At 61.9% G+C, this 22,644-nt stretch carries 21 protein-coding genes and 1 tRNA gene; 13 read left to right on the top strand and 9 right to left on the bottom strand.

Going from position 1 to position 22,644, the window contains the following annotated elements:
- Positions 1 to 3 precede the first annotated feature (3 nt).
- On the bottom strand, positions 4 to 3,165 hold the full coding sequence (locus tag AACO21_RS08115; protein ID WP_346192011.1) for an efflux RND transporter permease subunit: 3,162 nt from the start codon (positions 3,163 to 3,165) through the stop codon (positions 4 to 6).
- Positions 3,166 to 3,168: 3 nt separating this feature from the next.
- The gene (locus AACO21_RS08110) at positions 3,169 to 4,251 is read right to left on the bottom strand and encodes an efflux RND transporter periplasmic adaptor subunit (protein ID WP_346192010.1); all 1,083 of its coding nucleotides are present in this window, start codon (positions 4,249 to 4,251) and stop codon (positions 3,169 to 3,171) included.
- Between the two features lie 95 nt (positions 4,252 to 4,346).
- On the opposite strand from AACO21_RS08110, the gene glnL reads away from it, so the two are divergent.
- Genes glnL through AACO21_RS08060 form a run of 10 tightly spaced genes read left to right on the top strand, consistent with a single transcriptional unit; the run spans position 4,347 to position 14,964 of the window.
- Positions 4,347 to 5,441, top strand: coding sequence for a nitrogen regulation protein NR(II) (gene glnL, locus AACO21_RS08105; protein WP_346192009.1), 1,095 nt, complete (start codon positions 4,347 to 4,349; stop codon positions 5,439 to 5,441).
- 49 nt (positions 5,442 to 5,490) lie between these two features.
- The gene (gene ntrC, locus AACO21_RS08100; protein WP_346192008.1) at positions 5,491 to 6,906 is read left to right on the top strand and encodes a nitrogen regulation protein NR(I); all 1,416 of its coding nucleotides are present in this window, start codon (positions 5,491 to 5,493) and stop codon (positions 6,904 to 6,906) included.
- Positions 6,907 to 6,915: 9 nt separating this feature from the next.
- Positions 6,916 to 7,710, top strand: a complete 795-nt coding sequence (locus tag AACO21_RS08095; protein ID WP_346192007.1) for a biotin--[acetyl-CoA-carboxylase] ligase — start codon at positions 6,916 to 6,918, stop codon at positions 7,708 to 7,710.
- Positions 7,707 to 8,453, top strand: coding sequence for a type III pantothenate kinase (locus tag AACO21_RS08090; RefSeq protein ID WP_346192006.1), 747 nt, complete (start codon positions 7,707 to 7,709; stop codon positions 8,451 to 8,453). The genes AACO21_RS08095 and AACO21_RS08090 overlap by 4 nt, the downstream gene beginning before the upstream one ends.
- A 5-nt stretch (positions 8,454 to 8,458) precedes the next feature.
- Positions 8,459 to 9,757: an HD domain-containing phosphohydrolase gene (locus tag AACO21_RS08085; protein ID WP_346192005.1), complete on the top strand. Its 1,299-nt coding sequence runs from the start codon at positions 8,459 to 8,461 to the stop codon at positions 9,755 to 9,757.
- Entirely contained in the window at positions 9,738 to 11,429 is a 1,692-nt protein-coding gene (locus AACO21_RS08080) for a GGDEF domain-containing phosphodiesterase (RefSeq protein WP_346192004.1), read from the top strand. Before AACO21_RS08085 ends, AACO21_RS08080 begins: the two co-directional genes overlap by 20 nt.
- 58 nt (positions 11,430 to 11,487) lie before the next feature.
- Positions 11,488 to 11,889, top strand: coding sequence for a DUF350 domain-containing protein (locus AACO21_RS08075; RefSeq protein ID WP_346192003.1), 402 nt, complete (start codon positions 11,488 to 11,490; stop codon positions 11,887 to 11,889).
- Between the two features lie 18 nt (positions 11,890 to 11,907).
- Positions 11,908 to 12,903, top strand: coding sequence for an SPFH domain-containing protein (locus AACO21_RS08070; RefSeq protein WP_346192002.1), 996 nt, complete (start codon positions 11,908 to 11,910; stop codon positions 12,901 to 12,903).
- Positions 12,904 to 12,913: 10 nt separating this feature from the next.
- Positions 12,914 to 14,821, top strand: coding sequence for a DUF4178 domain-containing protein (locus AACO21_RS08065; protein WP_346192001.1), 1,908 nt, complete (start codon positions 12,914 to 12,916; stop codon positions 14,819 to 14,821).
- Complete coding sequence (locus AACO21_RS08060) at positions 14,821 to 14,964, top strand: hypothetical protein (RefSeq protein WP_346192000.1); 144 nt, start codon at positions 14,821 to 14,823, stop codon at positions 14,962 to 14,964. The genes AACO21_RS08065 and AACO21_RS08060 overlap by 1 nt, the downstream gene beginning before the upstream one ends.
- A gap of 55 nt (positions 14,965 to 15,019) precedes the next feature.
- Here the strand turns inward: AACO21_RS08060 and AACO21_RS08055 are convergent, their stop codons facing one another.
- The gene (locus AACO21_RS08055; RefSeq protein ID WP_346191999.1) at positions 15,020 to 15,661 is read right to left on the bottom strand and encodes a hypothetical protein; all 642 of its coding nucleotides are present in this window, start codon (positions 15,659 to 15,661) and stop codon (positions 15,020 to 15,022) included.
- A 204-nt stretch (positions 15,662 to 15,865) separates the two neighbouring features.
- Here AACO21_RS08055 and AACO21_RS08050 point away from each other — a divergent pair, with 204 nt between their 5' ends.
- The 3 genes from AACO21_RS08050 to AACO21_RS08040 all read left to right on the top strand — a co-directional run bounded on the left by AACO21_RS08050 (position 15,866) and on the right by AACO21_RS08040 (position 16,704).
- Positions 15,866 to 16,225 carry a C40 family peptidase gene (locus AACO21_RS08050; protein WP_346191998.1) on the top strand — a complete coding sequence of 120 codons (360 nt, stop codon included), beginning with the start codon at positions 15,866 to 15,868 and terminating at the stop codon, positions 16,223 to 16,225.
- Positions 16,226 to 16,291: 66 nt separating this feature from the next.
- Positions 16,292 to 16,368: transfer RNA gene (locus tag AACO21_RS08045), tRNA-Arg, on the top strand.
- A gap of 162 nt (positions 16,369 to 16,530) precedes the next feature.
- Complete coding sequence (locus AACO21_RS08040; RefSeq protein ID WP_346191997.1) at positions 16,531 to 16,704, top strand: hypothetical protein; 174 nt, start codon at positions 16,531 to 16,533, stop codon at positions 16,702 to 16,704.
- Between the two features lie 48 nt (positions 16,705 to 16,752).
- On the opposite strand, the gene AACO21_RS08035 is transcribed toward AACO21_RS08040, so the two are convergent.
- The 6 genes from AACO21_RS08035 to ribBA all read right to left on the bottom strand — a co-directional run bounded on the left by AACO21_RS08035 (position 16,753) and on the right by ribBA (position 22,536).
- The gene (locus tag AACO21_RS08035) at positions 16,753 to 18,909 is read right to left on the bottom strand and encodes a TonB-dependent receptor (protein ID WP_346191996.1); all 2,157 of its coding nucleotides are present in this window, start codon (positions 18,907 to 18,909) and stop codon (positions 16,753 to 16,755) included.
- Positions 18,910 to 19,021: 112 nt separating this feature from the next.
- Positions 19,022 to 19,507: a phosphatidylglycerophosphatase A gene (locus AACO21_RS08030; protein ID WP_346191995.1), complete on the bottom strand. Its 486-nt coding sequence runs from the start codon at positions 19,505 to 19,507 to the stop codon at positions 19,022 to 19,024.
- Positions 19,500 to 20,474, bottom strand: coding sequence for a thiamine-phosphate kinase (thiL, locus tag AACO21_RS08025; RefSeq protein WP_346191994.1), 975 nt, complete (start codon positions 20,472 to 20,474; stop codon positions 19,500 to 19,502). The genes AACO21_RS08030 and thiL overlap by 8 nt, the downstream gene beginning before the upstream one ends.
- Before the next feature lie 5 nt (positions 20,475 to 20,479).
- Positions 20,480 to 20,953 carry a transcription antitermination factor NusB gene (nusB, locus tag AACO21_RS08020; protein ID WP_346191993.1) on the bottom strand — a complete coding sequence of 158 codons (474 nt, stop codon included), beginning with the start codon at positions 20,951 to 20,953 and terminating at the stop codon, positions 20,480 to 20,482.
- The gene (gene ribH, locus AACO21_RS08015) at positions 20,950 to 21,423 is read right to left on the bottom strand and encodes a 6,7-dimethyl-8-ribityllumazine synthase (protein ID WP_346191992.1); all 474 of its coding nucleotides are present in this window, start codon (positions 21,421 to 21,423) and stop codon (positions 20,950 to 20,952) included. Before ribH ends, nusB begins: the two co-directional genes overlap by 4 nt.
- Positions 21,424 to 21,426: 3 nt before the next feature.
- Complete coding sequence (gene ribBA / locus AACO21_RS08010) at positions 21,427 to 22,536, bottom strand: bifunctional 3,4-dihydroxy-2-butanone-4-phosphate synthase/GTP cyclohydrolase II (RefSeq protein ID WP_346191991.1); 1,110 nt, start codon at positions 22,534 to 22,536, stop codon at positions 21,427 to 21,429.
- Between the last annotated feature and the right edge of the window lie 108 nt (positions 22,537 to 22,644).

Here is a 22,644-nt window from a genome sequence, read left to right as displayed (position 1 = left end):
GGCTCAGACGTGTGGCGCGACCGTTGGGCGCGTCACCTTGTACCAGGCAGCATACAGGGCAGGCAGGAAGAGCAGCGTCAGGGCGGTGGCCACAATCAGGCCGCCCATGATGGCGACGGCCATGGGGCCGAAGAAATCATTGCGTGACAGCGGAATCATCGCCAGGACGGCGGCCAGGGCCGTCAGCACAATCGGCCTGAAGCGCCGCACGGTCGACTCCACAATGGCTTCCCAGCGTGCCTTGCCGGCACTCAGGTCCTGTTCGATCTGATCGACCAGAATGACCGAGTTGCGCATGATCATGCCGAACAGGGCGATGGTGCCGAGCAGGGCCATGAAGCCGAAGGGTTTGTTGAACACCAGCAGGAAAAGCGCGATCCCGATCATGCCGAGCGGTGCGGTCAGCATCACCATGACAACGCGCGACACGCTCTGCAGCTGGATCATCAGGATGGTGACCACCGCCAGGATGAAGAGCGGCACGCCAGCCATGACCGAACCCGAGCCTTTGGCCGACTCTTCGACCGAGCCCCCGTCGGCAATCTGGTAACCGGCAGGCAGTTTGGCGCGAATGGTGTTGATGTCCGATTTCAGACGGTCGACCACCGTGGCGGGCTGGGTTTTGCCATACAGGTTGGCGCGGACGGTAAGCGTCGGCATGCGATCGCGGCGCCAGATGACGCCCGGCTCGAAGTCATGTTCCAGGCGGGCGATCTGGCTCAGCGGCACACTCTTGCCGCTGCGGGTCGGAATGGCGAGATCGGGCAGAGCGGCCAGTTGCTGGCGATCGCTGCGGCTGCTGCGCAGCACGACATCGATGCTCTTTTCGCCTTCGCGATAGCTGGTCACGGCATAGCCATTGAGCGACATGCCGAGCAGTCCGGCCAGATCCTGGCTGGAAATGCCCAGGAGGCGCGCCTTGTCCTGGTCGATCTCGATGCGGACGGCCTTGGAGAGCTCAAACCAGTCAAAGTTGACGTTGGACAGGTCCGGGTCCTGGCGCATGACCTCGGCGATCGATTCACCGATGCTGCGCAGGGTGGCCATGTCTTCCCCGGAAATGCGGTACTGCACCGGGTAGCCGACGGGCGGTCCGTTTTCGATACGGTTGATGGCAGCGCGCACCCCGGAACCGCTCTCCGCGTAGTGTTGAATCAGGCGCTCGCGCAGGGCTTCGCGGGCGATCACGTCGCGTGTCACGATGAGCACCTGGCCAACGTTGGTGGCAGGCAGTTGCTGGTCGAGGCCGAGGTAGTAGCGCGGCACCCCGGAGCCGATGAAGCTCAGATAGTGCTCGAACTGGTCATGCTCGGCATTGTCCTTGGCGAGCCAGGTTTCCAGTGCGCGTACTTCGGCATCGATGGCATTGATGGCAGCGCCTTCCGGCAGGCGAAGCTCGACGTTGAGTTCGAGGCGGGTCGAGTTCGGGAAGAATTGCTTTTGCACCTTGCCCATCCCGACGATGGCCAGGATGAAGAGCAGCACGGTGATGCCGATGACCAGCCAGCGATGTGCAACGCAGCGATCCACCAGCAGGCGGAAGCGGTTGTAAAAGGGCGTCGCGTAGACATCGTGTTCTTCGCTGTGCGGCGCCGGGCCGGACAGCCCCAGCTTGTCGGCGAGCCGCGCCAGGCGTGGCAGGCGTCGTTCAAGGACGGATGGTGTGCGTGGCGCATGCGGATCCGGCAGCAGCTTGTAGCCCAGCCAGGGAATGGCGATCACCGCAGCCAGCCAGGAAATGAGCAGGGCGACGGCATTGATCTGGAAAAAGGCAAAGGCGTATTCGCCGGTCGAGGACTTGGCCAGGGCGATCGGGATGAATCCCGCCACCGTGACCAGCGTGCCCGAGAGCATGGGGCCGGCCGTGCTGGTGTAGGCAAAGGAGGCGGCCCGGGTGCGTTCCCAGCCTTGCTCCATCTTCACCCACATCATCTCGACGGCAATGATGGCGTCGTCGACCAGAAGGCCCAGTGCCAGTACCAGCGCGCCGAGGGAGACCTTGTGCAGGCCAACATTGAACCACTGCATGGCCAGGAAGGTGGCGGCGAGAACCAGCGGAATGGAGATGGCGACAACCATCCCGGTGCGTACGCCCAGGCTGATGAAGGTGACCAGCAGGACCACGATCACGGCTTCGGCCAGGGCCTGGATGAAGGCTTGGACCGAGCGCTTGACGGCCTCCGGCTGGCTGGCGGCAGCACCGATCTCAACACCGATCGGCAGCGTCTCGCGCAATTGGGCGATGCGGGTATCCAGTGCTTTGCCCAACTGGATGATGTCGCCGCCCTTGGCCATCGAAACGCCAATGCCGAGTGCCGGTTTGCCTTGGTAGCGCACCAGCGGGGCAGGCGGTTCGACGGTGCCGCGATAGACCTGGGCGATATCGCCCAGGCGGAAGCTGCGGTTACCGGCCCGGATCAGCGTGTCAGCCACTGCTTGGACGCTCGTGAAGCCGCCGTCCGGACGGATCTGGATGCGCTCGCTGCTGGTTTCGAAATAACCGGCACCGGCCACGGCATTTTGCTGGGCAATGGCTTGTGTCAGGGTATTGATGTCGAGGCCCAGCGTGGCGAGCTTGGTATTAGCCAGGTCGATATAGATCTTTTCGTCCTGGATGCCGAACAGTTCCACTTTGCCGACATTGGGGACGCGCAACAGCTCGTCGCGGATGCGCTCGGCAAAATCCTTGAGCTGGGGGTAGGTCAGGCCGTCGCCGGTCAACGCGTAAACATTGCCAAAAACGTCGCCGAATTCGTCATTGAAGAAGGGACCCTGAACCCCGGCGGGGAGGGTGTGGCGGATGTCGCCCACCTTCTTGCGGACCTGGTAATACACATCCGGGACCTGGGCGGGCGGCGTGCTGTCCTTGGCGAAGAACATGACCGTCGATTCGCCGGGGCGGGAGTAACTCGATACGCGATCGACGAACGGGGTTTCCTGCAGCTTCTTCTCGATCTTGTCGGTCAGCTGCTGCTCGACCTGGCGCGCCGTGGCGCCCGGCCAGAAAGTCCGGATGACCATCAGCTTGAAGGTGAAGGGCGGGTCCTCGGCCTGGCTCAGCTTGCCATAGGCAAAGACGCCCATGAGGGCGATGGCGAAGAGGAAATAGCCGACGAGGGTGCGGTGATGCAGGGTCCAGTCGGACAGATTGAAACGCTGGCTCACGATTCAGCGCTGCCTTTCCGGTGGATTCAGGGGCTGTGGCGTCACCGCCTGATCCGCGACCAGGCTGGCGCTCCCCGTGACCACAACCTGCTCGCCAGCCTGCAGGCCTTGGCCGATCAGGGCGCCCTCTTCGACAAAGCGGAGATCGCGCACCGGACGTGCGGCGAGTTTGCCGTTCGCCACGACCCAGACCTGTGCTTGCTTGCCCAGATGGACGACGGCGCTGAGCGGGACCTTGACTGCCGACGTCCCCTCGCCCGCCAGCGTGACGCGCGCCGTCATGCCCAGGCGCAGGCTCTCCGGGGCTTGCGGCAGTCGGATGCGGGCGGCGTAGGTGCGGGTGGCCGGGTCGGCGGCGGGCGACAACTCGCGCAGTTCGCCGCGCAGGGCGGTTTTCGGGTCTGCCCAGAGGTCGACCGTAAAGCCCTTGGCGGTGCGCACTTCGGCGAGGCGGCTTTCCGGGATGGCGATGGCGACTTCCTTTTCTTCCGGGCGGGCCACGCGCAGGACGGGCTGGCCGGCGGCAACCACCTGGCCAGCTTCCGCGAGGATCGCCGTCACAATCCCGGCACGGTCGCTGCTTAATGTCCCGTAGTCGCTTTGGTTGGTGCTGATTCGGCTTTGCGCGCGGGCTTGCTCAAGGCGCGCCTGGGCACTGTTGAATGCGTTGTCCTTGGCGTCAAAGGCGGTCTGGCTGACGAATTTTTTCGCGAGCAGGCCGGCGTAACGCTCGCGTTCGCTCCTTGCCGTGTTGAAATCACTTTCGGCGGCGGCCAGTTGGGCGCGGGCGGCGCTGGCGGCCAGTTCGAGATCGGTCGGGTCGAGGCGGGCCAGCGCCTGTCCGGCACGGATTTCCTGGCCGGTATCGACCAGACGGGCAGAGATTTTTCCGCCGACGCGAAAAGCCAGGTCTGCTTCGTGGCGGGCGCGGACTTCGCCGGTGAAACTGCCTTGGCGCGGATCGGCGGGTTCGGCCGCTTGCACCAAAACGGTGCGCGGCTTGCTCGCGGGTGGTGCATCTGGACTGCATGCCGCCAGCAGGGCGAGGGGCAGCAGGGAAAGCAGAGTGGGGCGTGTCCGGAGCATGACGTGCTTCGTGCAAAATAGGATGGCGAATAATAATGAACGATCGGTCAGTAACGCAAGCAAACCCCGTTGAAACAACGGACTACAATACCTCCATGAATACTCAAACGACGCCTTTCTCCGGCCTTGATTTGCTGGCTTCTGCCGTATTGCTGATTGATGATGCGCGTTGTGTGCGCTACCTCAATCCGGCGGCAGAAAATCTCTTCGCAGTCAGTATCCGCTCGGCCACCGGCAAGCCGCTCGCTGTGTTCTGCACCTGCCCACCCAGTTTGCAGTCGGCAATCGACAATGGTCTTGCCAATAACTGGGGCTATACCGGACAGAACATCGAGTTGCGGCGCAGCGATGGTGAGGTGCTGCATTTGAACTGCACGGTGACTCCGATTCGTCCGGATCTGGTGGTGGGGGTGCGTCTGTTGCTGGAGTTGCAGCCGATCGAGCAGCAACTGGCGGCGACGCGCGAGGAGCAGTTGATCCAGCAGCAACAGGCCAATCGGGAATTGATTCGCAACTTGGCGCACGAGATCAAGAATCCCCTGGGGGGGCTGCGCGGGGCGGCGCAACTGCTGGAGCACGAACTGGTTGGTTTGCCGAATGCGCCGTCTTTGCGGGAGTACACGCAGGTCATCATCAAGGAGGCGGATCGCCTGCAGGACCTGATGCAACGCCTGCTCACCCCGCATCGCGCGATGGTGCCGGCGACGGTCAACATCCACGAAATCCTGGAAAGAGTCCGCTCCTTGCTGGTGGCGGAATATCCGGGGTCGCTCAAGGTGCGCCGCGACTACGACACCAGCTTGCCGGAGATGATCGGTGATCGTGAACAATTGATTCAGGCAGTCTTGAACATTGCCCGCAATGCCGCTCAGGCCATGCAAGGCGAGGGGGAGATTGTCCTGCGCACCCGCGCCCTGCGTCAGGTGACCCTGGCCAAGCGGCGTTATCGTCTTGCGCTGGAAGTGAAAGTGATCGACAACGGTCCCGGGATTCCCGAGCACATCCGCGAGCGTATGTTTTATCCCCTCGTGTCCGGGCGCGAAGGGGGGAGCGGCCTGGGGCTGACCATCGCCCAGAACTTCGTTCAACATCATCAGGGCTCGATTGATTGCGTCAGCCGTCCCGGACAAACGGCCTTCACGCTGCGCCTGCCGATCGAGGCTGCACGGGGCGAGGAAGGGGCGGCCTGAGTTTTGCTTTGGTTACGCCCATTGATCATAACTATTTGAGAAAGCACCAATGAAACCGGTCTGGGTTGTCGATGATGATCGTTCCATTCGCTGGGTCCTGGAAAAGACCCTGAGCCGGGAAGGCATTCCTTTCAAGAGCTTTGCTTCGGCCACCGAGGCCATTTCCCTGCTGGAGCAGGGGGCGGAACCGCCGCAGGTGCTGATGTCCGATATCCGCATGCCGGGCCAGTCCGGGCTGGATTTGCTGCAGGTTGTGAAGGCGGAGCATCCGAACGTCCCGGTCATCATCATGACGGCCTATTCCGATCTGGAAAGCGCGGTGGCGGCCTTTCAGGGCGGTGCCTTTGAGTACCTGCCCAAACCATTCGACGTTGATCAGGCGGTGGAACTGATCCGTCGAGCCATTGATGAATCAATGCACCAAATCGGTGCGGTTGAAGAAGTGGCGGTCGCCCCGGAAATTCTCGGTCAGGCGCCGGCCATGCAGGAGGTCTTCCGGGCTATCGGGCGACTTGCCTTGTCGCACGCAACCGTCTTGATCACCGGGGAGTCCGGTGCGGGTAAGGAACTGGTTGCGCGCGCCCTGCATCGGCATAGTCCGCGGGCGGACAAACCCTTCATTGCCATCAACACGGCGGCGATTCCCAAGGATTTGCTGGAGTCGGAACTGTTCGGGCATGAGCGAGGGGCCTTTACCGGCGCCCAGGCGCAGCGGCGAGGCCGCTTCGAGCAGGCGGAGGGCGGCACCTTGTTCCTCGACGAAATCGGGGATATGCCCGCCGAACTGCAAACCCGTTTGCTGCGGGTGCTCTCGGATGGGCATTTCTATCGTGTCGGCGGCCATGCGCCGGTCAAGGCGAATGTCCGAGTGATCGCCGCCACACACCAGCATCTCGAGGCGCGCGTCAAGGATGGCTTATTCCGTGAGGATTTGTTCCATCGCCTGAACGTCATTCGCATCCGTTTGCCGTCCCTGCGCGAGCGCCGGGAGGATATTCCCCTGCTGGTGCGACATTTCCTGCAAAAGAGCGCACGCGAACTGGGTGTCGAGGCCAAGCGTGTCTCCGAGCCGGCCATGAAGTATCTGAGCGGACTGGATTTTCAGGGTAACGTTCGTCAGCTCGAAAACCTGTGTCATTGGCTCACCGTCATGGCGCCGGCGCAACAGGTCGAGGTGGGCGATCTGCCTCCCGAGATCCGCGAAGCCACGCCAGCCCTGGTGGCCGGCAACTGGGAAACAGCCCTCGAACAGGAGGTTGACCGTCTGCTGCTGTGTGGCGGCGGGCAGGTGCACGATGTCCTGGTGCAGGCCTTCGAACGTATTTTGATTTCCCGCGCCCTGGCGCATACCGGTGGTCGCCGGATCGAGGCTGCGCTCGCCTTGGGGATCGGGCGCAATACCATTACCCGGAAAATCGCGGAACTCGGCATTGAAGGGGGCAAGGAGCAGGCCGGCGCAGAGTAAAATCCGCGCATGAGTCTGATTGATCCCCTTCTTTTACAAAGCTGCCTGACCACGGCGCTCGGGCGTGTCGATGTCGATGCGCTCGATGCTTGCGATTCGACCAACAGTGAAATCATGCGTCAGGCCTCGGCGGGAGCGCCGGCAGGCCGGGTGGTGGTCGCTGATCGGCAATCGGCCGGGCGGGGCCGGCGGGGCCGGGTCTGGCTCTCCTCTCCCGAGCGCAGCCTCACGTTTTCTCTTCTCTGGCGCTTTACGGGTTCGCCGGCACGGCTGGCAGGGCTTTCCCTGGCCGTGGGGGTTGCCCTGGCGGAAGCCTTGACGGCATTGGGGGCGGCCGGCATCGGCTTGAAGTGGCCCAATGATGTCTTGCTTCGTACAGGGGACGGCGACTATGCCAAACTCGCCGGGGTTCTGGTCGAGTTGGCATCCGATCGTCGAGGCACGCAGGTGGTGATTGGCATTGGCCTGAACTTGCTGCCTCCAGAAGAAAAGTTGCCGCAACCCGTTTCAGCGCTCTCCGAGGCGATGCCTGCTTTGCCCGGGCGGGAGCGTATTTTGGCGGCGCTGCTGGATGCCTTGGTCGTGGTACTGGATCGCTTTGCGGTCGACGGCTTTGCGGCAGTCAAAAGCGATTGGCAGGGCTGGCATGCCTGGCAGGGACTCGAGGTGTCGATTCTGGACGAGGTGGGTGCTGGCTGGGTGGGGCGCTGCCAAGGCGTTGCTGAGGATGGGGCGCTCCTCGTGGCCAGCGAAACCGGCATTCAGTCTGTCTATGCGGGTGATGTGAGCGTGCGACGCACATGATCCTGTGCATCGATTGCGGGAACACCCGTCTGAAATGGGCCTGCTACGCGGCTTCGGGGGAGATGCTCCGCAGCGGCAATCTTGCGCATGATGCATTGGGCGAACTCGGGGCGCTCGCTCACCACTTGCCGGAGCCTGAGCGAATCTTGCTGGCGAATGTGGCCGGTGCCCAGATCGGGCAACAGATTCGTGCTGCACTGGGGGCTTGGGCGTCTTGCCTGGAAGAGGTGCACAGTACGGCGCAGGCGGGGGGGGTTACCAATCTTTACGAAAATCCATCGCGCCTTGGGGTCGACCGTTGGTGTGCGCTGATCGGCGCTCGCTCGCTGGTCCGGAATGCCTGTCTCGTCGTGATGGCAGGCACGGCAACGACGATCGATCTGCTTGACGCGGAGGGTTGTTTTCTCGGGGGCTGCATCCTGCCCGGAATGGGGGCGATGCGGGCTGCACTGGCCACAGGAACAGCCCATCTGCCGCTGGCGGACGGGCGTCTGGTGAGCATGCCGCGCAACACCCATGACGCGATCAGCAGCGGGATTTTGCATGCGCAACTGGGGGCGATCGAGCGCATGTATGCAACCTTGCCTTGCCCATCGGGAAACGACAAAACCTGCCTGATTTCCGGTGGTTATGCGGATGGTCTTGGTGGCGCTCTTGTCATTCCAGCAAGGCTCGTCGAGAATCTCCCCTTGTTGGGGCTAAAGGCCCTGGGCCTTCCTGCTGATCCAGGCATAGCGCACTGACTATTATGGAAATCGTTGCTTCCGCTGACCTCAAAGTCGGTATGTTCGTTGTCGAGCCGGACTGCTCGTGGACGGAGCTGCCGTTCGCCCTGCAGGGCTTCATCATTACCGAGCCTCGGCAAATTGACGTTTTCCAGCAAAAGTGCCGTTTCGTTCATATCGATCGCTCGCGTTCCCTCGGGGAACACTATCAGGCCGCTGTTCACAAGAAGGATGATCCACTCAAGGCGCGCCCGTTCAATGGGCCGGGGAGTGGCGAGGAAGATAAGCAGAAGCGTTTGCTGACGCCCGATGAGATTCGTCGCCGTGATCGGCGTCGGCGTTTTCTGGATTTTCTGCACAGCCAGCGGGATACGGAGGAAGGGCGCGCGCTGTCCAGCGAACTGGAGCGTATCGAGCCGCGTTACGATGAACTGAATCGGGCGCTGGAGCGTTCCTTCGATGCCGTTGCCCAGGACAAGCAAATGGACCTGGATGGCGTACGCGAAGGCGTGCGCGATCTGTCTGGCAGCTTGCAGCGCAATCCGGATGCCCTGATGTGGTTGCTCCGTCTCAAGCGCCAGGACGAATACAGCTTTGACCACTCGATGGATGTGTCGGTTTACATGCTCCTGCTGGGCACACACATCGGCTGGCGCGGCCATCGCTTGCTTGAACTGGGACTGGCCGGTTTGCTGCAGGATCTGGGCAAGGTGCATCTACCGAACGAGTTGCTGAACAAGCAGGCTTCGCTGACGGCGGCGGAGCGCGCCCTGGTGGAGTCCCATGTCGCCAGTACGCTGGAAATTCTCTATGCCCAGCGGGGCTTGCCGCCGGAGGTGATGGTCATCGTGTCGCGCCATCACGAGCGCTGGGATGGCTCCGGCTATCCGCGCCGGCTGCGCCTCGATCAGATTGGTCTGGGCGGCGAGATGGCCGGTCTGTGCGATTCTTTCTGTGCCATGCTCAAGAAGAAGCCCTATCGGGATGCGCTCAGCCACCAGGAAGCGCTGGAAGAGCTTTATCAATTGCGTGACAAGAAATTCAATCCCGTATTGATGGAGCAGTTTGTTCAGTGCGTCGGGCTCTACCCGATCGGGACGCTGGTGGAACTGAGCAATGGCGAGGTTGGGGTGGTCATCCAGCAAAATCGTGTGCAGCGTTCGCGGCCGCGTATCCTGATCATGCTGGATGCCGAGAAAAATCAGGTCAAGGGCTATCGGGTACTGGATCTGCGGGAAGAGCAAAACCAGTCCTTGCGGGTGCTGCGCGCCTTGCCTCTGGATGCCTACGGCTTGTCGGATAATGACTATTATGTTGGCTGACGGCGAATCAGGATTCATCGACTTCGAGGCCTATGGCCTGAGCGAGTCGCGTTTGTATTCGCTCAAGGCGGTGTCCGATATCTGGCGTCATGCCGTTATCGAAGAAGCGCGCGTGGTGCCGGGCGGAGCGGCCGAAGAGGCCTTCGTGGCCATTTGCTGCGATATGCCGGTCATGCTGGCAGACACGGACTGGCAGCGCCGCTGGATGCAGACCTGGCATGAGCTCTACGGGAGCGGTGTGTCACTCGGCGAAATCTTTCGCTTTTTCTTCCGGGCGGCGGAGCGCTGTGAAGCGGATATTCTGGGTGATCGGCCGCAGGTTGGCCGCCTGAATCTGGAGTTGTACTCGAGCTTGCGCCGAGCCATTACTGCCTCCATCAGCTGCGCAATCGAACTCGGCGAACAGTTGCGCGATGCGGAAATGGGGGTTCAGGGCGAGTTGACCGCCCTGCGTACGCTCCATGATTTGCGCACGGATCATGCACAGGTGGCTGTCCTGTCGCTGTCCCTGGTGAACCGAAATTCCTTCGTTCATCTCTCTGCCAGCGATCTCCAAGGCTTGCCGAGCATGCTCGCGCAGCGTCTGCAAGGCGTCCTGCATGCGCAGGATCGGGTCTTTGCTGGTCGGGAAGGGGAGTGGCTGCTGGTTATGCCCGGCATTCGCTCGATGGCCCAACCCTCGCTTGCTGCGGCACATTTGCAGCGCCTGTTTGCCGAGCCTTTGCGTTTGCTGAGCGGCCGGGCGCTGATGATGGATGTGGCCATTGGTGCCGCGATGATGCCGGATCACGGGGCCACTGCCGATGCGGTGGTCCATGCGGCGCGTCTGGCGCGCTGGAACCTGGGGACTTCCGGACAGAGTTTTGGCTGGTTTGAGGATGGTTTGAGCCAGGACTGGCAAAAACGCTTCCGCATGGCCGAAGAACTGCGCAAGGCCCTGCAGCATGAGACGCTGGAACTCTATCTTCAGCCGCAGGTGGATATTGAAACCAAGGCCTGCACGGGTGCCGAGTTGTTGTTGCGCTGGCAGCGCGAGAATGGTGAATGGGTGCCGCCGCCTTTGGTGATGGAGTTGATCGAGGAAAACGGCTGGCGCATGCAGTTGACCGACTGGTTGGTGCGCAATGCCATGCGCATCGCTGCGGATTTGTCAGCAGCCGGGATCGATATTTCCTTGTCCTTGAACCTGACCGCCGCCGACATGCTGGATGAGGATCTGCCCGAACTGCTGGCCCAGCGGATCGAAACCTGGCATATCCCGCCGGAGCGATTCACGCTGGAAATCACGGAATCGGCCATGCTGACGGACCGGAATCGTTGTCTCAGCATCATGCATCGTCTGCGCGCCCTGGGCTTCCGTTTGGCCCTGGACGATTTCGGGACCGGGTATTCATCGCTCAGCTATCTGGTGTCGCTGCCGCTCAACGAAATCAAGATTGATCGTGCCTTTGTCGTTGCCATGGGGGAGTCGATCGACAGCTTGCGTCTGGTGCGCACCATCATCGACCTGACACGCGATCTGGACATGACCCCGCTGGCGGAGGGGGTGGAAACCGTGGCGCAGCGCGACCAGTTGTGGGCGCTGGGGTGCACCCTGGCCCAGGGTTACCACTACGCCAAGCCTTTGCCCCTGCCCGCCTTCATCGAGTGGTTCAACGCCCGTCTGGCTTGATTCCCGTGCGGTGAGCGGTGACAATGCCGCTTCGACGATACTATGCGAAGGGAATGCAATGTTTGATCCTGTTCTGAACAGCTTGCCTGCCTTCGCCGGTTTCTTTGCCACGGCTGCCCTGCTGCTGCTGGTGTTTGTGGTGCTTTATATCTACATCACGCCATACAGTGAAATTGCCCTGATCCGCGCCGGCAATGAGGCGGCTGCCACCAGCCTGGGCGGTGCAGTGATCGGCTTTGCCTTGCCGATTGCGGTTTCGGTCGCGGTGAGTCACAACCTCTACAGTATGGTGGGCTGGGCCGTGGTGGCCGGCCTGGTTCAGTTGCTGACCTTCACGGCCGCGCGTCTGGCGCTGCCGGGGATCAATCAGAATATTGCCCAGGGGCGGATTGCCTCCGGGATTTTTCTGGCATCGCTTTCGATTGGCGTGGGGATTCTCAACGCCGGTTGCATCATCTGACCCCGAAAGGAGCCTCGCATGGCACTGATGGATTTCCTGAAAAAGCAGTTTATCGATGTCCTGCAATGGACCGAGTCTGACGACGGCACATTGGCCTGGCGATTCCCGATGCAGGATATGGAAATCCAGAACGGCGCCAGCCTGACCGTGCGGGACTCGCAAATGGCGATGTTCGTCAATGAGGGGAAGATTGCCGACGTCTTCGGGCCGGGGCGTTACACCCTGAATACGCAGACGCTGCCGGTGCTGACCAACCTGCAGCACTGGGACAAATTGTTTGAGTCGCCCTTCAAGAGCGACGTGTATTTCTTCTCGACACGCGGGCAACTGGATCAGAAGTGGGGAACGCCTACCCCCGTGACCATTCGCGACAAAGAATTTGGCATGGTGCGCCTGCGCGCCTTTGGGATCTATACCTACCATCTGGTCGACCCCAAAGTGTTCTATCAGAAAGTGTCCGGCACGCGTGACAGCTATCCGCGGGGCGATCTCGAAGGGCAGTTGCGTAATACCCTGATCGCCGGCCTGTCGGATCTTTTTGCTGAATCCGGCATCCCCTTCATCGACATGGCGGCCAATCTCGATGAGTTTGGCCGGGCCATGCAGGGCAAAGCCGCTGCGATGTTTGCCGAATTCGGCCTTGCGCTGGATTCGCTGGTCGTCCAGAGCATTTCCCTGCCGGAAGAGTTGCAGAAGGTGCTCGATCAGAAGATCGGCATCAACATGATCGGTGATCTGCAGCGGTATACCCAGTATCAGGTGGCCAACAGCATCCCCGATGCCGCCAAGAATGAAGGTGGCCTGGCTGCAGTGGGCGTCGGGCTGGGCGCGGGCGTGGGCTTTGGCCAGGCGGTCGGCCAATCGATGGCCGGGGCCATGGCGCCGGCGCAGGCCGTGTCGGCGGATGACGTGGTCGCCACGCTGGAGAAACTCCATGCCCTGGTCGAAAAAGGCATCCTGACCCAGGCCGAGTTCGATGCGAAGAAGGCAGAATTGCTCAAGAAACTGAGTTGACCGTCGGATCGTGCCGCTGAACGCCACCTGTCCTGCCTGTGGGGCGCCGGTCGTTTTTCGATCGGCCGCCTCCATTCTGGCTGTCTGCGAATACTGCCAGAGCACCTTGTTGCGTCAGGATGCGGCGGTCGAGGATATCGGCAAGATGGCGGCCTTGGCCGAAGATCGATCGCCGTTGCAGTTGGGGAGTGAGGGGCGTTATCGCGATGTGCCTTTTACCCTGATCGGGCGAATTCAACTGCGTTACAGTCAAGGCCTCTGGAATGAGTGGTATCTGCTTTTTGCAGATCAGCATACCGCTTGGTTGTCTGAGGCTGGCGGTGAGTATGTGCTCACATCGGTGCAGCCCGTTCAGGAGCCGCTTCCCCCATTCGAGGGCTTGAGCGCCGGGCAGCGCCTGCAATTGGCCGGCCAGGCCTGGACGGTGACCAATCTTGAAACGGCGTCCTGCGTCGCCGGCGAGGGGGAGTTGCCTTTCAAGGTGGGGGGCGGGTACCCGGTTCCGGCGGTCGACCTGAAAAATACCCGGCATTTCGCCACCCTGGATTATTCGGAAACGCCGCCGCTGCTTTTTCTGGGCGAGCCGGTTGTTTTCGATCAGCTGGCCTGGACGCGCTTGCGCGAGGGCATGCCCTTGCCGGAAAACGTGGTCCCGGTGCGCAGTTTTCATTGCCCCGCCTGTGGCGCGCCGATGCAGGCCAAATCGATGGACAGTGTGGCAGCGGGGTGCATCAGTTGCGGGGCGGTGATCGATCTCAACAGCAAGACGCAGGCCCTGCTCTCAAAAGCGCTCAAGCCCGAGGCCGAGCGTTACACGCCGCAGTTGCCTCTGGGGGCAAAAGGACAACTGGATGGCGCGGCGCTTGAAGTGATCGGTTTTCTCGTCCGCCAGTGCCGGGTGGCGGGGCGCGCCTACGATTGGCGTGAATATCTTCTGGTGGATGCGACGGGGCAGTATCGCTGGCTGATCGAATATGACGGTCACTGGAGCCTGGCCCGGACCTTGCCCACGCTGCCCGTGGAACTGGGGAATGTCCGTTACGAGGGCGAGATTTTCCGGCATTTCCAGACCACGCAAGAGGTGGAGGTCATTCAGGTTGCCGGCGAATTTCCGTGGCGCGTCCAGCGGGGCGAACGGAGCGGCGTCATCGATTACGTGGCGCCGCCCCGCATGCTTTCCTGCGAACGCAGCGACAAAGATCTGACCTGGAGCGTGGCGAGTTATCTGACGCCGCAGCACGTCGCGGAGATGTTTGCGCTCAAGGCTGCCTTGCCCGAGCCGGTCGGGATTCACGCCTGCCAGCCCAATCCCTGGCTGGAAACGCGTAACCGGACATGGTCGACCGCCTGGAAGCTGGTGTTGGCAGCCATCCTGCTCCAAGCCGTGTTTTTGCTGACCTTCGGGGAGCGCTTATGGCTGCGTCAGGATTTTGACTTCATGCCCGCGCAGGGTGAAACGACCAGCCGTGAATTTGTGCTCCCCAAAATGGAGAAGACCCTCCGGGTGCGGAACCGGACTTCCTTGAACAACAATTGGATGAGTCTCGATCTGGTCCTGGTGAATAAAACCTCCGGCGAGGCCTGGCCGGTGACGCGTGAACTCAGCTTTTATCAAGGCTGGGATGACGGGCATTGGACCGAAGGCAGTGCGTCCGACGAGGTGGTCTTTCAGCGCATTCCGGCCGGTACCTATTACCTGGCCATTGAACCCGAGATCGCGCCCGAGAAGCCGGAACCCGTGAATGCCCGCCTAGAAGTGCTCGGTGGCGGTGTCGGCTGGTCCAACTGGGTCATGCTGGCGCTGTTCGTCTTGCTCTGGCCCGGTTTTGCCTATGCGCGTGCTGCCGCCTTCGAGACCCGCCGCTGGCTGGAAAGCGATCATCCGCCGGCCGATGCCGATGAGGGAGACGACGACTGATGTATATCCGTATTGCCCGCTTCGCCAGTCTCCTGGCGCTCGTGCTCTTTGCCTACGCGCAATATCAAGGCTGGAACCTCTTCGACGACCATGCCGATAGCGGCCGCGGTCATTCTGGCAGCAGCCGGAGCTATCACAAGTAAGCATCGCATGCCGTGCGGGCTGCGCGCGGCACGGGGCTCCCCAAGAGAGGGCGGTCTAATCGCCGCCGCCGCAACCTCCGCTACAACCGCTGCTGTCCCCGCCGTCACTGCTGCATCCGCTACCGCCGCCGCATCCAATGTGGCTGGCGCAATAGCCATCCGGCGTGTTGCCTTTGCCCGTCATGCAGTTCAGGTGATAGACAAAGCCGCCGGCAATGCCCAGTTGGGCGTCGAGTGCAAACAGGCGGGGCAGCCGGTCGGGGGCTTTCGGATCGATCCCTTCGCGTTGGCAGGCCAGGCGCCATGCCCGGCGAATACCCTCCTGGGCCTCGCCGGGACTGCGCATGGCCTCGGCCGGCGTGTGGTGCAAAAAGCGGCCAAATGCCCCTTGGCAGAAAGCCTGGTAGCGGCGCGTGAACAGGATGAATTCGTGCCAGGCGTCATCGACGGCTTGGGAGGGCATGGCCACCTGCCGTCGTCCCGCGCTGCGGCAGAGATGAAAGTAGTCAAGCAGGCCGGCAAAGACGGCTTGCCTTTCCTCGCTGGTGAGTTCTGGATGGCGGGCAGCCAGGCGGGCATCCAGGTGCTTTTGAAAGGGATAGCGGTCGATATAGCTGGCGCGATGTCTTCCCTGCCAGCGGCGCAATCCCATCCAGGCCAGCAGAATCAGCGCGGCTGCGAGTAAAAATTTAGCCATGATGATGTTGAAAAATCCTGAGAAAACGGTAAGTTACGGTTAACTTCAAGAAACAACTTCAGGTTTGCCGTGCGACGTTTCGTTTTTTCCGTGTTGAGTATGGCCGTACTGGCGGCGTGTAGCGGTCCTGCCCCCAGGCCGGGGACGACTGCGACTATAACGCAGCCCCCTGTTGCGGCGCAGCCTGCGCGCGGGAGTGAGGTGGTGCTCTACGCCCTCGGTTTGATCGATACGGGTTACCGCTTTGGCGGGAAAAATCCGGAGGCAGGCCTCGATTGCAGCGGGATGGTCAGCTATATCTACCGCGAGGCGCTGGGCATGCAACTGGCTGGCAGTGCCGCTGATCTGGCTCGGCGTGCCCGGAATATCGAACGTCAGTCTCTCCGGCCCGGCGATCTGGTCTTTTTCAACACGCGCAACCGGGCCTATTCACATGTTGGGGTGTATATCGGTGAGGAGCGCTTTGTGCACGCGCCGGCCACCAACGGCAAGGTGCGGATTGATCGGCTCACGGATCGTTACTACGCCCAACGCTTCGAAGCGGCGGCGACCTTCTTCGACTGAACTGATCTGACGGGCTAAAAGGCATTGGACGAGCCACGCCGCGACGCGGTAGAATTCGCCCCCTACGCGCCTGTAGCTCAGTTGGATAGAGTATTGCCCTCCGAAGGCAGTGGTCGCACGTTCGAATCGTGTCAGGCGCGCCAGAATGCCAAAGCCCCGTCCTGTGACGGGGCTTTTTTATGACGAGATGATGCGGATGTGTCGGCAGTGTGTCGCTATGACCAATGTCGTATGGTTAGGCTGACACGCCTGTGAAACAATGTCTGCCGAAAATGATTGTTTCTGATTCTCTCAGGAGATGCATCATGTCGGCCCGTTCCTCCAATATTCCGGATGCCTTGCGGCGCTTTTCAGATGCCTTGCATGCCTATGCACAGGCCACACGTCAGTTGTGCGAAGCTTCGTCTACGGCTCGCCGTTACGCAGCGCGTATCACGCAAGAGGCTTCGGTCGTCAGCCAGACTTTCAAAGTCCGTTAAGCAGCCTTGATTTGAGTCCGCCGGCATCACGATGCCGGTGGATCGTCATCAGAAGTCGGTACGCCAACTCAGCCATTGCTGGCGGGTTGCGATGCGCGCGATCTGGTTGTCGTTCGCAAACCGGCCTTCTTGGGGAGCGTTTGCCATTTGCATGGTGTACGCCACCTCATTGCGGACGCCGCCCCAGTTGAAGGCTTTGGCCAGGCGCCAATCAACGCGCTTGCTGTTCTGGATGGGGCCGCCATTGCGACGCCAGCGCATGCTGTCGTTGTAGAAATACATCACCGAGCCTTGTACGCCATAGGGCAGGCGCTGGATCAGCATGACTGAGTGCGAATGTACCGGGGCTGAGGCGCGTGTCTGACGGGAAATTTTTCCAACGTTGTCGCCTTCCCCCTGGGCATTGGGGAAACTGTCGGCGACGGCGTAGGGGTCGTTCAGGGTGGCATCAATCGAGATCAGTGCGCCGCTGTAAATCAGGCGGGTGCCTTCGAAGGGTTGCCAGCGCAGTTGGTGTTCGTACCCGTGAATCCGTACATTTTCGAGGTTGATTGCGCCGTCGGCCCGCCCGTAAGGATAAATCAGGGGTTGGGTGGCAGTCGGGGCGGCCAGTTTGTCCGTGCCGTCCTCCATGGCAAGCGGGAGTGGAAGGGGAACGATCTGGATCCGGTTGGGAATGTGTTCCCGGAACAGTCGAATATCCAGCGTGGCGCGCAGCGACTTGAATTCCCCGAGATAGCCGATTTCAAACGAGTCGATTGTTTCAGGTTGAACGCCTTGCGCGTAATAGGTGACATCCTTGACCGGACTGCCGTTGTAGGTCACCCAGCGTTGTGTCAGCCCCATAGCTTCGTAAAGACTGGGGGTACGATGTGCGCGGGCGGCGATCAGGCGCAAGGTATGTTCAGGGGTGACGTGATAGCTGACGCTGGCGCGCGGGTCGAAAAAAGTTTCGGTGGCACTGTCGCGCTCAACGCTGGCGCCCAGGTTGAACAGCCAGTCACGATGGGGCTTGTATTCCAGATTGCCGAACAGGCGAATGCTGTTTCGGGTCTTGATGTCGTTGTCAGTGAACTGGGCGGGAGAGCGCAGGGCAATGGCTTTTGCCGTGCTCCCCCAGATGACGCGTGTTTCCGCGGTCGGGCTCAGGCGATGTTCGAATTCGAGTTCGTGCACTCGGGAGCGGCCGCCGCTATCGACGGAGGCAAGTCCGGTCACGCTGGACGGGGCGCCGGTGGGTTGAAAGCTGTATTGCCACTGATACGGCATTGAGGCCCAGTCATCCGTGTAGGCGTAGCGCAGGCCGATTTCCTCCGTGGCGGAGAGGATACGGCGCCAATGCAGGCCCAGCGATCTGGAGCGGGAGTGCATCTCGCGCAAGGGGTCGCGCGGTGGGGTGGTGCGGTCTGGGCGGCCGTATTCGGAGACGTCGTCCGCCTGGCTCAGCGTAATTTGTAACTCGTCCCGATTGCTGAGACGGAGATCGGCGCGCAAGTCGAGGAGTCCGCTGCGGCGCGTGTCCGGGGCGTCATACCAGGTACTGTAGTAGGCACGGCGGAAGCCGCCATCCTGGAATTCCTTGGCGGTAAAACGGATGTCGGCGTTATCGGTACCGCCGCCCCAGCGGAGGGTTTGGTCGCTGATCTGGTTGTTGCCGTGATTGGCCGAGACCATCCAGCCCCGGGCTTGCGCCGAATCGATGGTGATGATGTTGATCACGCCCATGACGGCATTGGAGCCGTATGAAACGGTGTTCGAACCGCGGGTCACCTCAATGCGCTCGATATTTTCAAGGGCGACCGGCAACAGATTCCAGTTCACGCCGGACTTGAACAGCGGGGAAAACTGCGAACGGCCATCAATCAGCACTTGTACGCGCGAACTGAATTCGTCGGTCGTGGTGGTGCTGTTAATCCCGGTGCTCAGGCCATGGTAGGTCACCAGTGCCGGGTCCTGGTTGTGGCTGGTGACCTGGAAGCCCGGTACCAGACGCAGCAAGTCTTCGACGGTGCGTGCGCCGGAGGCGCGGATCATGTCCTGGTCGATGACCGTGACGCTGGCTGGCGTCTCGGAGATTTTCTGCGGCAAGCGCGAGACGGAGGCAACGACAGGCAACTCGCCAAAATACAGCGCCTCATCATCTGCGTGTGCAGCAGGCAGGAAGCAACTCAGGATCAGGAGGGGGATGGGGTGGCGGCGAAACATGTTCTGAATATCGGAAAACGTGCGCCGATTATAGCGAGAATGTGTTGCGATTATTGCGAAAGTAGTACCAATATGGGCAGGGGAAAACCCTGGGTTTTCCGACGGTCGACCGTCAGGAAATCGCCGTTTTCAAGAGTGCAAGGGCGAGGAGGGTGTAGCCGGCAGCGATCAGGTCATCGGCCATCACGCCAAAGCCGTTCTTCACATTGTCATCAAAGTAGCGGGCCGGTTGCGGCTTGGTGATGTCGAAGAAGCGGAAGAAGGCAAAGGCCGTGAGCTGCCAAAGGAAACCGCTTGGGGTCATGAGCAGGACGAGCCAGAACGGTACGATTTCGTCCCAGACGATGCTGCCGTGGTCGGGGTCGCCCAGCGCCTGGCCGGTTTTGTCGATGAACCAGATGCCCCACAGGTAGGCGATGGCGATCAGGGTCAGCAGATAGAGATCGGAAAAGAGCGGCTGAATGAGCAGGAAGCTCCCCCAGCCGAACAGGGTGCCAAAGGTGCCGGGGGCTTTGGGGGCAAGGCCGCTGCCGCAACCCAGGGCGAAAAAATGGGCCGGGTGGGCGAGCAGGAAGCGCAGGGTGGGGCGCTCAGCCATGGGCGAAGTGATCGTAACCGGTTTGTTCGAAGCTGACCGGCTTGCCGTCCGGGTCGAAAACGGTGACGTTGCCTGCTTCGCCTGCGTGCATTTCACCAATGCACCAGAGCGGCAGATCGAGCCTGGCCGCCAGTTGGCCGATGGCTTGCGTGGCGCTGCCGGGGGCGGTGAAGCAGAGTTCGTAATCGTCGCCGCCCGCCAGTTGGCATTCGAGCGCGATGCGGCGCAGGTCTGCGTTGTATTCGGCCCCCTTGGGCAGATGCGGAAGCTGAACCAGACGCACCGCTGCGGCGCAGCCGGAGCGCTCGGCAATATGACCGAGATCGGCCAGTAGACCGTCGGAAACGTCGATCGCGGCGCTGGCAAGGCCGACCAGCGCCTGGCCGAGGGCGACGCGCGGTTGAGGCTTTTCCAGCTGGGTCACGCAGAGGCGCGGCCAGGGTTCGGGCAGGGCAACGCGGCCTTGCAGGTGGGCGAGGCCCAGAGCCGCGAGGCCGGGGCGACCGGAGACCCAGATCAGGTCGCCCGTCTGGGCGCCGCTGCGGGTCAGGGCTTGTCCGGGGGCGACTTCCCCCATCGCGGTGATGCAGAGATTGAGCGGGCCACGCGTGGTGTCCCCGCCGATCACGTCGACACCAAAACGTTCGGCGCAGGCAAAGAAACCGGTGGCGAATTTGGCCAGCCAGGCTTCGTCGACCGTCGGCAAGGCCCCGGCCAGCGTCACCCAGCGCGGCGTGGCGCCCATCGCGGCAAGATCGGAGAGATTGACGGCGAGGGCCTTCCAGCCCAGGCGTTCCGGGTCGGTGTCGGGGAAGAAGTGGGTGCCGGCGACCAGCATGTCGGTCGTGACGGCCAGTTGCTTGCCCGGTGTCGGCTGAACGAGCGCGCAGTCGTCACCCGGACCGAGCACCGCAGAGGGCGTCGGGCGGGCAAAGTAGCGGTCGATCAGCGTGAATTCGCCGGGCACGGGCGTTACTGCTTCTGCTGCTTGCGGGCGGCAACTTCGGTCGGGCGCAGTTGGCCGGCCACCTTGTCGAGCACGCCGTTTACATACTTGTGACCATCCGTGCCACCGAATGCCTTGGTCAGTTCGATGGCTTCGTTGATGATGACGCGGTAGGGCGTGTCGGGATGGTTCTGCATCTCGTAGCTGCCCATCATCAGGACGCAGGATTCGATCGGCGACAGGTCGTCGAAGCTGCGGTCGATGTGGGCGCTGATCGTCTCGATCAGTGCCGCATGCTGCTTGATGACGCCGCGCAGCGTGCCGACGAAGAACTCGCGGTCGGCCTTGGCGAAGCCCTCCATTTCCGGGGCGTAAGCCTCGATGGCGGCTTCGTCGGCACCGCCGACGCGCCACTGGTAGAGACCCTGCAGAACGAATTCGCGGGCGCGGCGGCGGGCGGATTTCGGCGGGGCCTTCTGGCTGTTGTCTTGATCGCTCATTGGGCGAGGGCTTTCTTCAAATTGGCCATTTCGATGGCGGCCTGGGCGCAATCGCTGCCCTTGGGCTGCATGCGGACTTCGGCCTGTTCGTCGGTATCGCAGGTCAGGAGGCCGTTGGCGATGGGGATGCCGGTGTGCAGTTGCACTTCCATGATGGCGCGGCAAGCATCGTTGGAGACCACTTCGAAGTGATAGGTGTCGCCACGGATGACGGCGCCGAGGGCGACCAGTGCGTCGTAACGGCCGCTCTGGGCCATGCTCTGCAGTACGAGCGGGATTTCCAGGGCGCCCGGTACGTTGGCGATGCGCATGTCGTCATCGGCCACGCCGAGACGCTTGAGTTCGGCCACGCAGGCGGAGAGCAGGCCTTCGCAGACCGGCAGGTTGAAGCGGCTCATGACGATGCCGACCTTGAGGCCGCGACCGTCGAGGTTGTTGTCGTATTCGAAAATATTGTCGAAGCGGGACATGGGTTAAAGCTCCGCGAGAGAAGAGACGAAACCGGTGACTTCGAGGTCAAAACCGGTCATGGAAGGCATTTTGCGCGGGCTGGAGAGCAGGCGCATTTTGGTGACGCCGAGGTCGCGCAGGATCTGCGCACCGATGCCATAGGTGCGCGGGTCCCATTTTGGCTGGGTCTTCGGCTTGTCGCCGGCCAGGCGGGCAAGCAGGGCCTCGCCGTCTTCCGGGCGGTGCATGAGCACGATCACGCCGTGCCCCGCCTTGGCCAGTGCGGCCTGGGCTTCGTCGAGCGTGAAGGATTGGCGTTTGCCGGCCGGGTCGAGGAAGTCGAGCACGGACAGCGGTTCGTGTACGCGAACCAGGGTTTCGCCGGAGGCCGGGATGTCGCCCTTGACCAGCGCCAGATGGGTGGCGCCGCCGCTACGGTCAACGTAGGCGTGCAGGGTGAATTCACCGTGGGCCGTGGTGACCGGCTTGCTGTGCACGCGCTCGACCAGGGTTTCGGAGGAGGCGCGATAGTGAATCAGGTCCGCGATGGTGCCGATCTTCAGGCCGTGCGTCTTGGCGAATTCGAGCAGTTCCGGCAGGCGGGCCATCGTGCCGTCGTCGTTCATGATTTCGCAGATCACGGAGGCCGGCTCCAGACCGGCCATGGCGGCGAGGTCGCAGCCGGCTTCGGTGTGGCCGGCACGGACCAGCACGCCGCCCGGGCGGGCCATGATCGGGAAAACGTGACCCGGCTGAACGATGTCGTCGGCCACGGCGTCCTTGGCGGTGGCGACCTGGATGGTGCGGGCGCGGTCGGCGGCGGAGATGCCCGTGGTGACGCCTTCGGCCGCCTCGATCGAGACGGTGAAGGCGGTGCCATAAACGGTGCCGTTGTTGCGGGCCATCTGGGTCAGGCCCAGCTTCTTGCAGCGTGCCTCGGTCAGGGTCAGACAGATCAGGCCACGGCCATACTTGGCCATGAAATTGATCGCTTCCGGCGTGATGAACTCGGCGGCCATGACGAGGTCGCCTTCATTTTCCCGGTCTTCTTCATCGACCAGGATGACCATGCGGCCCGCTTTCAGTTCTGCAACGATGTCGGCGGTGGAGGCAATGGCGGGATTGGGCGGCATAGGGATAAGCTGCAAAAAACAGGGGGCAGCTATTTTCGCAGAAACAGGGGCTTAGCGGGATAATTTTCATGCCGCCCTGCGCCGGAAGGCGCGCCAAGGGGCCGGAAT

The organism is Dechloromonas sp. ZS-1 (genome assembly GCF_039649255.1).
Classification (GTDB): Bacteria; Pseudomonadota; Gammaproteobacteria; order Burkholderiales; family Rhodocyclaceae; genus Azonexus.
This window is presented reverse-complemented; position numbering and strand designations above follow the sequence as displayed.